13 protein-coding genes and 1 riboswitch are annotated in these 14,242 nt (G+C 41.6%); of the genes, 7 read left to right on the top strand and 6 right to left on the bottom strand.

Annotation, left to right across the window (positions count from 1 at the left end):
- Nucleotides 1-85: 85 nt before the first annotated feature.
- Genes VR862_RS12030 through VR862_RS12015 form a run of 4 tightly spaced genes read right to left on the bottom strand, consistent with a single transcriptional unit; the run spans nt 86 to nt 2,113 of the window.
- Nucleotides 86-619, bottom strand: a complete 534-nt coding sequence (locus tag VR862_RS12030; protein WP_324721223.1) for a GFO_1091 family lipoprotein — start codon at nt 617-619, stop codon at nt 86-88.
- A 1-nt stretch (nt 620) separates the two neighbouring features.
- Nucleotides 621-1,145, bottom strand: a complete 525-nt coding sequence (locus tag VR862_RS12025; RefSeq protein WP_324721222.1) for a GFO_1090 family protein — start codon at nt 1,143-1,145, stop codon at nt 621-623.
- 19 nt (nt 1,146-1,164) lie between these two features.
- Complete coding sequence (locus VR862_RS12020; protein ID WP_324721221.1) at nt 1,165-1,617, bottom strand: PG0215 family putative anti-sigma factor; 453 nt, start codon at nt 1,615-1,617, stop codon at nt 1,165-1,167.
- On the bottom strand, nt 1,598-2,113 hold the full coding sequence (locus VR862_RS12015) for a GFO_1088 family ECF-type sigma factor (protein WP_324721220.1): 516 nt from the start codon (nt 2,111-2,113) through the stop codon (nt 1,598-1,600). Before VR862_RS12015 ends, VR862_RS12020 begins: the two co-directional genes overlap by 20 nt.
- A 131-nt stretch (nt 2,114-2,244) precedes the next feature.
- Here VR862_RS12015 and VR862_RS12010 point away from each other — a divergent pair, with 131 nt between their 5' ends.
- Both VR862_RS12010 and VR862_RS12005 read left to right on the top strand, forming a co-directional pair.
- On the top strand, nt 2,245-3,672 hold the full coding sequence (locus VR862_RS12010) for a GFO_1087 family putative carboxy terminal peptidase (RefSeq protein WP_324721219.1): 1,428 nt from the start codon (nt 2,245-2,247) through the stop codon (nt 3,670-3,672).
- A gap of 93 nt (nt 3,673-3,765) precedes the next feature.
- The gene (locus VR862_RS12005) at nt 3,766-5,280 is read left to right on the top strand and encodes a GFO_1087 family putative carboxy terminal peptidase (RefSeq protein WP_324721218.1); all 1,515 of its coding nucleotides are present in this window, start codon (nt 3,766-3,768) and stop codon (nt 5,278-5,280) included.
- Between the two features lie 72 nt (nt 5,281-5,352).
- Here VR862_RS12005 and VR862_RS12000 read toward each other — a convergent pair whose 3' ends face one another.
- Both VR862_RS12000 and VR862_RS11995 read right to left on the bottom strand, forming a co-directional pair.
- Nucleotides 5,353-6,420, bottom strand: a complete 1,068-nt coding sequence (locus VR862_RS12000) for a YncE family protein (protein WP_324721217.1) — start codon at nt 6,418-6,420, stop codon at nt 5,353-5,355.
- Between the two features lie 3 nt (nt 6,421-6,423).
- Nucleotides 6,424-8,256 (bottom strand): TonB-dependent receptor plug domain-containing protein, encoded by a 1,833-nt coding sequence (locus VR862_RS11995; RefSeq protein ID WP_324721216.1) that lies wholly within the window; start codon nt 8,254-8,256, stop codon nt 6,424-6,426.
- A 30-nt stretch (nt 8,257-8,286) separates the two neighbouring features.
- Nucleotides 8,287-8,601, bottom strand: a riboswitch (cobalamin riboswitch).
- Between the two features lie 82 nt (nt 8,602-8,683).
- Between VR862_RS11995 and VR862_RS11990 the strand changes: the two genes are divergently transcribed.
- From VR862_RS11990 to VR862_RS11970, 5 genes are read left to right on the top strand one after another with little or no spacing between them, the layout of a single operon-like run.
- Entirely contained in the window at nt 8,684-9,829 is a 1,146-nt protein-coding gene (locus tag VR862_RS11990) for an ABC transporter substrate-binding protein (protein ID WP_324721215.1), read from the top strand.
- Nucleotides 9,830-10,861, top strand: a complete 1,032-nt coding sequence (locus VR862_RS11985) for an iron chelate uptake ABC transporter family permease subunit (RefSeq protein WP_324721214.1) — start codon at nt 9,830-9,832, stop codon at nt 10,859-10,861.
- 11 nt (nt 10,862-10,872) lie between these two features.
- On the top strand, nt 10,873-11,667 hold the full coding sequence (locus VR862_RS11980; protein ID WP_324721319.1) for an ABC transporter ATP-binding protein: 795 nt from the start codon (nt 10,873-10,875) through the stop codon (nt 11,665-11,667).
- Between the two features lie 30 nt (nt 11,668-11,697).
- On the top strand, nt 11,698-13,098 hold the full coding sequence (locus VR862_RS11975; RefSeq protein ID WP_324721213.1) for a DNA recombination protein RmuC: 1,401 nt from the start codon (nt 11,698-11,700) through the stop codon (nt 13,096-13,098).
- Nucleotides 13,099-13,102: 4 nt separating this feature from the next.
- On the top strand, nt 13,103-14,242 hold the full coding sequence (locus VR862_RS11970; protein ID WP_324721212.1) for a serine hydrolase domain-containing protein: 1,140 nt from the start codon (nt 13,103-13,105) through the stop codon (nt 14,240-14,242).

The raw sequence follows: 14,242 nt of genomic DNA, 5'->3' as shown, positions 1-14,242 counted from the left end.
AATTTTGAACCGTGAGCCTTGAACAAAAATAAAGGGCCTCAAAAATGTCATTTTTGAGGCCCTTTACTTTTATGGTTCTACTTTTTTAATCTAAAAAGCCGTTTAGTTGTGGCAGACCGGATACATCAAGCTCTCCTTCTTCGAAAGATCTAAGAAGTCGGATCAGGGATTCGGGATTCATGTCATTTCCGGTGAGGCGGGCAATTCCGAAGCCTTTCTCATCATCACTTCCAAAGACGATCAATTCATCTATAGCGTCATCTTCTCCCAGGTAGTAAAGTTCAGCCTTTTTTGTTCCTCCGCCGTAGCGTATAAGCTGTTTGTACTTGTCAGCTTTTAAAATGGAAGCCAGTCTTTCCTTCTCGGCCTCGTAAATATCCTTATTCTCTTCTTTCAATGGAAACCCCAGAATATTCACCTTTTTGATGGTTTCCAAGGTTGCTTTCTGTTCAGCACTAAGGCTGGCGTTATTTCCTGTTAACAAACTTGCAGGAATATCAAACGCCAAATACTGGTTGTCATTTTGGTGCTCAACGTAGAATTCCTGAAGGGTTGTTTCATTGTTGCATGAAACAACCCCCAGGCTTAGCAGCACCAGTATTAAAACTGATCTTTTCATTTTAATTGGTTTCTACTTTTTCTAATTCTTTCCCTCCGGGGATCTTAAAGTCGTTGGCAAGTTTTGATACCTGCGCCAGATTGATCTCACCGGTAATATTGAGGATCACAGACATTGGTTTATTCTTTTCCTCTCCTTCCATGAACATGAACAACTGGCTCACGTAATCATCATTTTTACCCGGCTTATAATAGAATCTTACAGTCTTTCCATCCTCGGATACCCGCATTAGCTCTTCCATACTACCTTTTTTTATGTACGACGCAACATCTGCAGCCATTTGTTTGCGAATATCATCTTTTGTGGTAGAAAGGACCTTCATCTCCTTTAGGTTCTCGATAAGATCAATATATGCCTGGGTTTCAGAATCATCTGCATTGAGGTCTATTTTAGTTAGCAGTTTGAACATCTTGCTCGTGACTACTACCGCATCTACTTCTTTCATGCTCTCATACTTGTCAAAGTTTTGAGCGTTCCCCAAAAAGGGTAATATAAGTGCCAGTAAGGCTAAGGTTAACTTTTTCATGATTTTGATTTTAGGTTCTTTATTTTACTATTTTATCTTTTGTACTATTAAATTCTTCAATATAGCCCAGGTCATCGGTACCAGAGTTCATGTACATTGCCATCATCTCAAGAGCTTCTTTAGTTTTTTTCATGGCAAGCTCGGGGTCTTCATAAGTTCCAAACTCACTAATCTGGTTTTCCTGTTGAATCACAACTCCCAGGAGAATAACTATAGACGCAGCGATAGCCACCCAGGAATAAACTTTTTTCCTTCCCTGGGAAAATGGCCCTGCTTTAGGAGTATAAGAGACTTCTTTGCTTAAGTGCTCTGTCCTCGCCTGCTCAAAGTAACAGAACATAGGAATGTACTGCTGCAGGTGGGGAGCCACCTCTCCCGAGCTAAAGTAGGCCCTAAGCCTTGCCTCCTCGGCTCCTGTGGTCTCGGCCTCAAAATATCGGTCGAGCAGTTTTTCAATTATTTGCGATTCCATAGCGGTGTCTTTTAATCATTTCTTCTTTTATTTTCTTTCGGGCTCTGCTTAAAGCTACCCGTATAGCTGTTTCTTTCATCTGGGTCATTTCAGCGATCTCCTCATATTCATATTGTTCCACTTCCCGAAGCTGCACAAGGATCTTTTGTTGCTCGGGCAATTCAGCAATGATCTTCTGAACCCAGTTTAGATCATCCTGCACCTCAACTTTACGTTGTAAAGAAGTTTCGCCGCACTCATAATTGCTGTGAACGATCCTAAGGTTATTGTTCTGTTTCAGCTTGAGCTGGTCCAAACAAAAATTTTTAGTAACCGTCATGGCAAATGCTTCCAGATTATTATAAGAACTTAACTGCTCCTTGCGGCTCCACAGTTTCATCATTACCTCCTGCGTTGCATCTTCGGCCGCCTCCTTCGAGACCAGTAATCGCAAGGCAAGTCTGTACATCTTGTCCTGTACCGGTTTCATAAGACTTATGAAAGTATGCTGCTTCATTTTGGTTTGGTTGGCAGGGCTTTTTACTGCCCCCTTTCCTTTACGACGGATACAATTCATTTTTGTTACCAAAAACTTCAAAAGTTTATTTTTTCAAGTACATTTATAGGTAACAAAAAGTTGCTAAAGCTATGAAATCTACTACAAACCTACTGCTGTTATGTTGCCTGTTGCTGCTCTCCAATTCCTGTTATGACGATCTGGATGATGTCATTAGACCTGCCAGCGAATTGGAGATTAAAAATTTTATCTGGCGGGCTATGAACGATATGTATCTGTATAAAGCAGATGTTCCCGAATTGGCCGATGATCACTTTGAAAATCAGGATGAGCTGAATGAGTTTCTTGAGAGCTTTGCTTCCCCCGAAGAACTCTTTTATAGAGGTTTGGTAGCCGATCATGATGAGTTTAGTTTTTTAGTGTCCGATTATCGCGCATTGGAAAGATCTTTCGACGGCCTTAATCTGTCAAACGGAATGCAATACGGAATAATACCATACACCACTAATTCAGAGGAAGTTGTAGGATATGTGCGATATGTCTTGCCCAATACTTCGGCTGAAGAAAAGGGAATCGAAAGAGGTGATTTATTTAATACTGTTGATGGAGTTCAATTAACCAGGGAAAATTACTTCAGGTTACTTCAACCGGCGACCTATACCATCGGGTTGGCAGAAGTTAGAGATGAACAGGTGGTTTCTACAGGGGAAACGGTAACCCTTCAGAAGGAGGAATATTCTACTAATCCGGTTTACATCGCAAAAACGTTGACAACTGAGAACGGAAAAGTGGGTTACCTCATGTATAATGGCTTTACCAGCAGTTTTGATGCCGTTCTAAATAATGCTTTCGCCATGTTTAAAGCTGAAGGGATTTCCGATCTTATTGTGGATCTAAGGTACAACAGTGGCGGCTCTGTAGAAACGGCAAATGATCTGGCAAGTATGATCACCGGACAATTTGCGGGAGAGATCTTTAGTAAGGAACAATGGAATGAAGATTACCAGACCCTTCTCGAAACCACTGCCCCTGAAAGTCTTATCAATCGATTCAACAGTAATATCGGAACCGGGGCTGCTATCAATAGTCTGGGGCTGTCAAAAGTATACTTCATCACCACACTTAGAACCGCATCTGCCAGTGAATTGTTGATCAACAGCCTTAAACCTTACATTGAAGTCATACAGGTAGGAGAAAATACAACGGGAAAATTTCAGGCATCAACCACTTTATATGATTCCCCGAACTTTAGAAGAAATGGCGCAAATCTTAGTCACACTTATGCTGTACAACCTCTTATTTACAAAACCCTCAATGCAAATAATGTGAGTGATTACGTGAATGGATTAGAACCCGATGTTGAAATAAGTGAAAATATTCAAACCCTGGGAATTTTAGGAGATCCTCAAGAACCCTTACTGGCTGCAGCTTTAGCTGTTATATCGGGAACCAACCCGCCTTTGAATTACAGTAAACAAAAAATGCAGGTGTTAGGAGAGAGTCAAATGTACGACCCACTGTACCAGAAGATGTATTCTGAAGAACCTTTATTAAAGTAACTTTAGTTCTGTTAAATTAACAATTCCTTATGTTTTTTCTTTGGTAATATCTCTGTTTAGATTAGTTTTAGCGACCATATAAATAAATTATACATGAAGAAGTTTTTTATGCCGTTGTTCCTGCTGGGAATTTTATTTACCTCCTGTTCAAAAGATGATGTTGTGGAGGAAGTTGAAGAAAAGAAAGAGGAAGTAGAACCAGTAGAACTAACTGCTGAAGAAAAGAAAGATCTCGAAATAAAAGATTTCATTTGGAAATCTATGAACAATATCTATTTGTATAAAAGCCATATTCCGGAATTAGCTGACAATTATTTCTCTACTCAGGCCGATTTAGATGAATATCTTTTAAAATGGGATACTCCAGATGACCTGTTTTACAGTGGACTGGTTGCCGATGAGGACAGGTTTAGCTGGATTGTAGAGGATTATGAAGAACTGGAGAGTTATCTTCAGGGCTCCAGTAAATCTGCTGGTTTCAGATACGGTTTAGTTTATGCTCCCAACAGCACTACTAAGGTTTTGGCTTACGTTATTTATGTTTCTCCTAACGGCCCTGCCGAAGCTGCAGGTCTTAAGCGAGCGGATTATATTTCAAAAGTGAACGGAACCGACATTACAGTTAATAACTACCAGAGCATTTTTAACCCAGATAATTTAGAATTGGGTCTCTCAACCATTGAAGATGGTTTTCTTGTCGAGGTGGAGGATCCAATCAATGTAACTAAAAGCGTATTTAAGGAAAATCCTATTGCTGTCGAGAAGATCTTCACGGTTGAAGGGGTAAAAATAGGATACCTGTATCTCTCCTCGTTTCTAGGGGAATTCGGGATTGATGACGTAAAGCTGAACGAAACTTTCGGAAGATTCAAATCCGAAAATATTGAAGAACTAATTGTGGATCTGAGATACAATGGGGGTGGATATTCCGAGTTTTCATCAGATTTAGCTAGTATGGTGACCGGGCAATTTAATGGAGAAATTTTCACTCAAGAGGTATGGAATGATGATTATCAAAGTTATTGGCAACAAAATAATCCCGAATATTTATATAGCCGCTATAATAATGAGATAAGTAATGGAGAAGCAATAAATAGCCTAAACCTTAATAGAGTACACATCATTGAAACTGGCCGGAGTTTTTCTGCCAGCGAAAGTTTCCTGATTGGTCTGGAGCCTTACATTGAAGTAATTCATGTAGGAACTCAAACCGGAGGTAAATTTCAAGGCTCGATTACCCTATATGATTCGGAAGGTCTTACAAATAAAAAGAATATCAATCCAAATCATAAATACGCCATTCAACCTTTAATTTACAAATTTGCTAATGCCAATGGTTACACCGATTTCGTAGACGGATTAATTCCTGATATTCGTATTGAGGAAGATATAAACAATCTCGGCCAGCTGGGAGAATTAGATGAACCTCTTTTAGCCAGAACAATTGAGGCAATAACAGGCGTCAGTAGCGTTTCAGCCGCTTACCAGAAGAAAGCCGATGAGCATGCACTTGATTTTCGTGAAATACCCATGGAAGACGAGAAAGGATTTTTTATAAGTTTGGATGATCCAAAAAATCAATTGCCTTTCATTTTTAATAAAAAGTAAAAATTTTAAATCAGAATAAATTAAAAAATCCCGCTTTACAGCGGGATTTTTTGTTGACGTTATTATCACTACTTATTCTGCAATGAAAATTCCATTGGGATTTATCCCTGTATCATATGTATTTTCCAGATTCCCCGAGGCCGTATTATAAATATATAACTTTCCATCTCCTGTATAATCTGCACTTGCAGAAGCAGCATAGATCCTGCCCTCGTGAAGTCTAAACCCGTAGAGGTTAGACACCTCCTCCATATTAAAAAGAGGTTCTGAAGGTAAGGTTTCCTCCCCGCTGCCAAAGCTATAAACCTCTGTTCCTAAAGTATAATAAACAAGACCATTCTCTACAGTTATATTTGAAGGGTGCCAGGTAGCAGCAGCATTACTGAAAGTTTTAACTACTTCCATGGTTGACAGATCTATCTTACTTATTTCGCCTGCAGTTTCTCCTGCGTAATCTGGCAGTCCGGCACTGGAAACCCAGAGAAATCCATTGTCTTCAGAAAGGTCATTGGGAACATCACCAACAGTTATCGTCTTTTCTACTTCATCTCCCGAGATTACACTTATAATATCATTAAAGCTCCATCCACCCTGGTGTGCTACAAACAATTTCTCTCCTATTGCCAGGATATCCTCAGGTCCTTCTTCAACTTCTATCTTGTCCAGAAAATCAAAAGTGCGCGCATCGAAAACAGCTATGAAATCATCTGAAGGATCTGATGCGTCTCCCCAATTAGTGATATAAGCCAGCCCCATTAGAAAAGCTATTTTTCGAGGGTTTTCCAGTTCAGAATCAATAGTTGCCACGCTTTCAAACGTTCTGCGGTCCACAATCTCAATGGTGTTGGACACATTCACGACAATAAAGGCAAGGTCTTCATAAAATCCTATATCTGAAGCTGTATCTCCGAGATCACTTCCATTGACTTCAGAATAAATTCCCTGTTTTACCTCTCCTGTTGCTCCATCGATAAAAGATACAGATGAATTTCCCTGACCCCAAAGACCTTCGTTGAGCACAAGAATTCCTTCAGAAAAAGCTCCGGAATTATCGGGGACAGGATTGTTATCGTCATCAACCTCACAAGAAGTCAAAAGTGAGAACATAAAAAGCAGTAAAAGATAGTTTCTAATTTGCATTGGTTAAAATTTAAAGATTAATGAAGTATAAAATGATCGCCCCGGCATAGGTTTTGAAGGCATGCTTAGATATGAAGCATTGGAAATATTGCGTACCTCCAGTTCGAGGTTCAGCTTTTGTGTAATAAGGTCATAACCCAATCCGGCGTTCGCTACGGTGTAGGACTCGAGGGAATAACGATTGTCTGAAGAAGTGAAGACCTCTCCATTATAGAGCATTTGAAAGTAACTGTTGAAATTTCCAAAACCGTAACCCGCCGAAGCTGTGGCCTTATGTTTGGGAACAAAAATAAGTTGGTTCCCGTTTTCCTGATCGAGGGCACGGGTATAAGCATAGGTACCGCTAAAATTGAAAATATGACCGTTCAGGTTCCTGTTCCAGTCGGCTGTTGCTTCGAGACCATAATTAAGTGTTTCTTCAGTATTTTCTGGTCTCCAAACTCCATCTGTAGATGGTACCCAGCGCAGAAGATCTTCGGTGTCGATAATAAATCCTACGATGCTGAGTTCAAGGGTGGAGATCTGCAACTCCTGCCCCACTTCAGCCTGTAAGGACTTTTCCGGTTGCAGGTCCAGATTTCCTCCATTGTGCCAAAAAAGATCATTAAAAGTCGGAATCCTGTAATTGCTTGAGATATTTAGCTTTAGAAGATAATTCCCTGTTATCGCATAAGAAGTCCCGGCTGAAAAGAGCAAAGGCGAATCATATCGATCTGAAAACTCAGCTCTTGCACTAATTTCATATTTCAAAGGGTACAGATTATGTGTAAAAAGCAGCCCTGCAGAACTGGTATTTCTCTCTTGTGACCCGCTTATATTAGTTCCTTCGCCCGCCGTAGTATTATACTCTACTAAGGCAAATAATTTTTTATCATAACCCAGATCGTACTCAAGATCATATTTTACAATTCCTGTCTTTGCCCTTCCATAGCTGTAGTTTTCTCTATTCCTGTTCTCGAAATACCTGTAGCGTTCCTCCAGGTATGCCAGCCGCAAAGTGGATGTAAAATCACCTAAATAACTTTTCCATTCCAGTAAATTTCTACTGTTAAGATCTTCATATTTACTCCTGGAAGGAGCAGTAAGCGTGCCCGAGAAACCTCTTTCCCCATCAAAATATGCGGTATAGAATTTTAGGCTGTTGCTGTGGTTAAGGAGATAGGCGGCTGCCGCACTTATAGCGGTATTAGAAAAGTCTCCATTCTCGTTCTTTTTTTCTGAATTGGGGTAAGGAAAATCATTCTGGCTGTCATGTCGGGCAACATTTAACTGAAGGCTCAGCTTTTCTGTAGAAAATTCAGAATCAAAATTAGCGAACCGGGTGTCAAAGCTGCCATAGCGTAATCTGATTTCATTTTGAAAACCCTTACTAAACCTGAACCGATTGTTGAGATGCACACTACCTCCAATCGCGCCGCTGCCATACAAGACACTTCCCCCACCCGACCGGATAGCAACGTTCTCATATCCGGAAGTAAGGATGGTATTAAAATCTGTTTGCCCGGTAAACTGAGAATTGATATTGATTCCATTCCAAACCACAGCTGTCTGGGAAGCCGTTGTTCCTCTAAAAGAAGCTGAAGCTACCATTGCCGGCCCATTCTCCCTGAAGTAAATCGGAGAATTGAATTTAAGTACAGAAGTGAGCGCCGGCGGATTTTGCTGCAGTACAGAATCGTTTAAAACCTGAACAGTGTTAGTCTCAGAGTTCCGAAAAAGATGTACATCACTCAGCACAACTTCCTCCAAATAATTAATTGAGTCGAGCTGACCGTATCCCGTGAAGGAACAGAGTAGCAGTGGAAATAAAATGTAGAAGACGCTTTTTTTCATCATCCGCAGGCTTTTTTCCCGAAAGCCAAAGGTTTTAATTGCTGAAAATTGGCAGGTCTCCTGGCTCGCGTCCTTTTGTTGACCTTCCCATCCCGATAGCTATGGAGACAGTGGTATGAAGCGTACAAAAGGCATTCCGACGCATCGGAACTAAGCTTACAGTTGCGGGAACAGCTCAGGCTTACTTGAAGGTAGATTTTAGAAGTTAGAGGTTAGAAGTAATTCAAACTCAAAAATCGCTTCGGAAGTTATCGACAGAATTTCGTATTTCGTCATTCGTACTTCTAACTTCCCCTGATTCCCTTTTAATCGATGTCTTTTCTTTCTGAAAAACCTCAGAAAACAATCGAACCAAAATTTCACTGCGAAAATAAACAATTCAATTCTTCCGCTCTCAATAATTTTAAATAATCTTACTTTTGAACTGCCAATGAAGAAAATTCCATACAAGATCATCCTGTTATTTTCGATCCTTATCCTGGGTTGCAAATCTGAGGAAAAGGAAGAGACTCCGCTGTTGACGCAGGAAGGAGAGGAAATTGAGATAAAATATGCATCGGGTCTAAAAATCATAAATTTTGGGGATCACATGATCCTTAAGGTGGAAAATCCATGGCCCAATGCCGATAGGACCTACCGCTATTTATTGGCTAAGGAAGGAGCAGATGTACCGCAGAATGTGAAGTTTGACGAAAGGATCCAAATCCCGGTAGAAAAAATGGTAGTCACCTCCACTACTCATATCCCATCACTTGAAATACTGGAGACCGAAGGCTCTCTGGTCGGTTTTCCGGGTTTGGATTATATTTCATCGGAAAAGACCAGAAAATTAATTACTGAAGGAAAAGTAAGAGAGCTTGGAAAAAATGAAGCTCTAAACACAGAAAACCTACTGGACCTGCAGCCCGATGTGGTGATAGGCTTTTCCATTGACGGCAGCAACAAGAGCTTCAACACCCTCCAAAAAAGCGGAATTCCGGTAGTTTTTAACGCCGACTGGACTGAAAGTTCTCCACTGGGAAAAGTGGAATGGATAAAATTCTTTGGTGCCTTCTTCCTAAAAATGGAGCAGGCAAATGCCTTTTTTGAAGAGGTAGAAAAAAACTATTTGTCTGCAAAGGAACTCGCAAAAAAAGCTGAAGAAACTCCTACAGTGGTGGCGGGCTCCATGTATAAAGATCAATGGTACCTCCCGGCAGGTAATTCGTGGCAGGCACTTTTCATCAAAGATGCCAATGCTAATTATCTTTTTGGAGATACCGAAGGTACAGGAAGTCTTTCCCTCTCTTTTGAAACCGTTCTGGCAGAAGCTGCCAATGCCGAATTTTGGGTTGGTCCGGCGCAATTCACAGCCTATGAAGAGCTAAAAAATGCCTCTCCTCATTACACCAGATTTAAAGCTTTTCAGGAGCAGAACATCTATACCTTTTCGAGCGAAAAAGGGGAAACCGGCGGCGTAATTTTTTACGAGCTCGCCCCAATGCGACCCGATCTGGTCCTGAAAGATCTGATCTCCATTTTTCATCCACAGCTGCTACCTGAATATACCACCACCTTTTATAAACCACTGGACTAGTTGGAAACCACCCGCTCTTATACCGCTGTGCTCTTGCTCCTCCTGGGAGTGACAGTGGCAGTGTGGTTTCTCAACATTAGCCTGGGGTCTGTAAACATCCCTTTTGAGGAAGTAATTGCTGTTTTGTTCTCTTCGGAAACAGCCAACGAGAGCTGGCAATATATTATTACCGAATATCGTATCCCAAAAGCAATCACAGCCGTTTTAACAGGCTCTGGTCTCGCTGTAAGCGGAATGCTGATGCAAACGATGTTCCGGAATCCACTGGCAGGTCCATATGTACTGGGACTAAGCAGCGGAGCCAGTTTGGGAGTTGCGGTAGTACTCATGGGAGCAACATTAACTGGAGGGCTTGCCGGAAGCATTCTGTTGTCAGAATGGGGCCTGGTGATAGCCTCCAGCCTTGGAAGTCTCCTCGTATTACTTGCTGTTTTACTGGCTTCGGTAAGACTAAAAGACACCATGGCCATTCTTATCATCGGGCTCATGTTTGCCAGCCTTACGTCGGCAGTTGTGAGCGTGTTGTCATATTTTAGTCCGGCGGCGCAGTTGCAGCAGTACGTGTTCTGGTCCTTCGGAAGTGTGGGTGATCTTAGCTGGAGCGAGGTGTTCGTACTCAGCATTTTTTGGCTAACCGGAATTTTAATAGCCCTCTTCAGCATAAAGAACCTAAATTCGCTTTTACTGGGGGAGCAATACGCCCGAAGCCTGGGAATGAATATTGGAAGAAACCGCTTGTTATTGATCATTTCCACAAGTCTACTGGCAGGTAGTATTACAGCCTTTGCAGGACCAATCGCATTTGTGGGACTTGCAGTTCCGCACCTTATAAGACAGGTCATTCCGGTAAATGATCACAGGATTCTGTTGCCGGCGGTGATTCTGGGCGGAGCTATTTTAATGTTGCTATGTGACATGGTAGCACAACTTCCGGGAAGTGAACACACCTTACCCATAAATGCCATTACTTCCCTCGTGGGAGCACCCGTGATCATCTGGCTTCTGGTAAGAAAAAGAAAATTCCTCTTTTAAAATTCAGCAGCATAGAAACAGGAGCGAAAAATATCATTTTAAAGACTGAAGATCTCAACATAGGTTACAGCAAGAAGCAGCAGGAGAATGTCGTTGCTTCTAATATTAATATTGCTGTGGAAGAAGGAGAACTGGTGGCTGTAGTTGGAATAAACGGAGTGGGAAAATCCACTTTTTTAAGAACTATAAGTGGAGTGCAACCAGCGCTTTCAGGAGAGATCAACATCAATGGGCAAAACAGGGAAAATCTTTCTTCAGAAAAGCTGGCGACAATGATAAGCCTTGTTCTCACAGAACAGCCATTATCCAAGAATCTTGGGGTTGCAGAACTGGTGGCCCTGGGACGGCAACCCTACACTAACTGGATAGGCAGCCTAACCGAAGAGGATCGTAAAATGGTAAAAAACGCCCTGTCTCTTGTGAGGATTGAAGACTTAAAGGCTAAAAAGTGCTATGAACTTAGTGACGGCCAGTTACAAAAGGTTCTTATTGCCCGGGCCCTGGCCCAGGATACCCCACTTATGATCCTCGATGAACCCACTTCTCATCTCGACATGTATCATAAAGCCCAGGTTCTAAAATTGCTGAAGGACCTTAGTTTATGTACGAACAAAGCTGTGATCTTTGCTACTCACGAGATTAATCTCGCTCTTCAGCTTTGTGATAAGATCATCTTGATGAAGCCCGATGGAGTGGTACAGGATAGTCCGCAACAGCTCATTCAAAAAGGGCATTTTGAGAGCATCTTTCCGCAGGATCTGATTGTTTTTGACAGGACCACCGAAACCTTCAGAATAAAAACCTGAAAATAGTATCTTTGGGCAAACCTGCTCCTCATGATTGATCCTATCCTCCTCGCAATCTCCTTCGGAATTCTCATTTTTGGAACCTTTTTGGGTTATTTGATCGCAAACTTCAGAAGCAAAAGTGTGCAGAATGTTCTGAAGGAAAGAAATGAACAGCTCAATAATCAGTTTCAGGATTATAAAGTGCAAATACAGGAACAGCTGCTTCAGTTTAAAGAGCAGGCTAAGGAAGAAAAGGAAGCTATCAATAAGCAACTTTTGGAGGCCTGTGAGGAACGGGAAAAAATAAGGGGTGAAAAAGACATTTTTAGTACTCAATTGACAGAGCGGAATTCAGAATATAAGAATCTTCAGGAAAAGCTCGCAGAACAAAAAGGAGAGTTAGAAAAACTTCAGGAGAAATTCAGCAAGGAGTTTGAGAATCTGGCGAATAAGATCCTGGAGCAGAAATCGGAAAAATTTACCAGCATCAATAAAGAAAATATTGAGCAGATCCTTCAACCGCTTCAGGAAAAGATAAAAACTTTTGAAGATAAGGTTGAAAAGAATTCGAATGACTTCATTGAGCGGCATGCACAGCTGGGAAAACAACTTCAGTATTTACATGAGCAGAACATCAAGATAAGCGAGGAAGCCAACAATCTTACTAAAGCTCTTAAAGGTGAAAATAAAACCCAGGGAAATTGGGGAGAACTGATCCTGGAGCGGGTTCTGGAAAAATCGGGCCTGGTAAAGGACCGGGAATATTTTCTTCAGAGATCGCATGAAACTGAAGATGGAAAAAAGCTGCTGCCCGATGTTGTACTGCATTTACCGGGTGACAAAAGAATGGTCATTGATTCAAAGGTTTCCCTTGTTGCCTATGAACGATATGTAAACGAGGACGACGAGGAAAAGAGAGGTAAATTTCTAAAGGAGCATTTGCGGTCGCTCAACAGCCATATTCAGGACCTGAGTTCCAAGAAATATGAGGACCTGTATAAGATGAAGTCTCCAGATTTTGTGCTCATGTTCATTCCTGTGGAACCGGCATTGTACTTAGCTCAAAATCTTGATAATTCTTTCTTTTATACCGCTTTTCAAAAGAATATTCTTCTGGTAAGCCCTACAACCTTGCTATCGGTACTCCGAACCATTGATACTTTGTGGAGCAATGAAAAACAACAACAAAATGCCTTGGAGATCGCAAACCATGCGGCTTCCCTTTACCACAAATTTAAGCTACTGCTCGATGAACTTGAGACAGTGGGAAAAAGACTGAAATCGACGACTACGGCATATGATGATGCCATGAAAAAATTGACCGGGCAACAGAATCTTATCAAGGATATCGATCAATTGGAAGCCCTTGGTATTTCCCCAAAACAAAAAATGTCTCAAAAATGGCTTTCCCGCGCGAATGGGGAGGACACACAAAATCAATTGAATTAACAGCATGAAAAAACTAAAATTCTTCTATTTTTTAGCGATCTGTAGTATCACACTTAGCCTTTCCGCGCAGGAAAATTATTTTCCTTCAGAAGATAAATGGGAAGAAAAACAGCCTTCAGATTTCAATATAGACCCTTCAGCGGCAATAGAGTTCGCCAAAAACAATGAATATTCAGAATCCAGGGACCTTCGGCAGGCAATCTTGAAAGGTTTTGAGCATGAGCCTTATCACGAAATTCTTGGGCCCACGAAAAGACGCGGAGGTCCTGCAGGAATGATCCTTAAGAACGGCTATATCATTGGAAAATGGGGAGATATTGACCGGGTGGATATGACCTTTAGCGTTACCAAAAGTTTTCTGGCGACCACTGCCCTGCTCGCAGAGCAACAAGGACTTATTGACAGTTTTGACGATAAGGTAAAAGAATATGTTTGGGATGACATTTTTGAAGGTCCACACAACAGTAAGATCTCCTGGGAACATTTGCTTCATCAAACCTCTGACTGGAGCGGACAACTTTGGGGTGGCTTTGACTGGGCCGACAGACCTTCTTCTTCTCAAAACATTGATCAATGGCGCGGGAGAGAACTAAAGGAGCCGGGTACTTCTTACAAGTACAATGATGTAAGGGTAAATGTCCTGGCCTATTCCCTGCTCAATGTCTTTAGAGAACCCTTGCCCCGCGTTCTTAAGAATGAGATCATGGATCCAATTGGTGCCTCCACTACCTGGCGCTGGTATGGCTATGACAATTCATGGGTAACTATCGACGGACTAAAGATGCAATCGGTAAGTGGGGGCGGTCATTCGGGCGGCGGAATGTTCATCAACACTAAAGACATGGCCAGGTTTGGACTTCTCTACATGAACGATGGCAGCTGGAATGGAAAGCAGCTTTTAACTCCTCAAAATATTTCCAAAGCCATGCAAGGTTCAAATGTCAATGAAAAATATGGTTACATGTGGTGGCTCAACCGCGGAGAAGGCAACTGGAAGAATGTACCTGAACATGTTTTTTACGCAGCCGGCTTCGGAGGGAATTTCATAGTCGTAGATAAAGAAAATGATATAGTTGTCGTCACCCGCTGGTTAGACCCTTCCAAAATGGGAGAATTTATGAACCTGCTTTACCAAAATCTATAG

The organism is Salinimicrobium aquimaris (assembly GCF_035607535.1).
In the GTDB taxonomy this organism is placed as follows: Bacteria; Bacteroidota; Bacteroidia; order Flavobacteriales; family Flavobacteriaceae; genus Salinimicrobium.
Note: the sequence above shows the minus strand (reverse complement) of the source record. Positions and strands in the feature narration are given on the sequence as shown.

What these genes read in the sequence shown, in the direction of transcription:
- VR862_RS12005 (WP_324721218.1), top strand. Translation starts at nt 3,766, where the DNA reads ATGAAGAAGTTTTTTATGCCGTTGTTCCTGCTGGGAATTTTATTTACC.
- VR862_RS12015 (WP_324721220.1), bottom strand. Translation starts at nt 2,113, where the DNA reads ATGAAGCAGCATACTTTCATAAGTCTTATGAAACCGGTACAGGACAAG.
- VR862_RS12000 (WP_324721217.1), bottom strand. Translation starts at nt 6,420, where the DNA reads ATGCAAATTAGAAACTATCTTTTACTGCTTTTTATGTTCTCACTTTTG.
- VR862_RS11970 (WP_324721212.1), top strand. Translation starts at nt 13,103, where the DNA reads ATGAAAAAACTAAAATTCTTCTATTTTTTAGCGATCTGTAGTATCACA.
- VR862_RS11975 (WP_324721213.1), top strand. Translation starts at nt 11,698, where the DNA reads ATGATTGATCCTATCCTCCTCGCAATCTCCTTCGGAATTCTCATTTTT.
- VR862_RS12025 (WP_324721222.1), bottom strand. Translation starts at nt 1,145, where the DNA reads ATGAAAAAGTTAACCTTAGCCTTACTGGCACTTATATTACCCTTTTTG.
- VR862_RS11990 (WP_324721215.1), top strand. Translation starts at nt 8,684, where the DNA reads ATGAAGAAAATTCCATACAAGATCATCCTGTTATTTTCGATCCTTATC.
- VR862_RS12030 (WP_324721223.1), bottom strand. Translation starts at nt 619, where the DNA reads ATGAAAAGATCAGTTTTAATACTGGTGCTGCTAAGCCTGGGGGTTGTT.
- VR862_RS12010 (WP_324721219.1), top strand. Translation starts at nt 2,245, where the DNA reads ATGAAATCTACTACAAACCTACTGCTGTTATGTTGCCTGTTGCTGCTC.
- VR862_RS12020 (WP_324721221.1), bottom strand. Translation starts at nt 1,617, where the DNA reads ATGGAATCGCAAATAATTGAAAAACTGCTCGACCGATATTTTGAGGCC.
- VR862_RS11995 (WP_324721216.1), bottom strand. Translation starts at nt 8,256, where the DNA reads ATGATGAAAAAAAGCGTCTTCTACATTTTATTTCCACTGCTACTCTGT.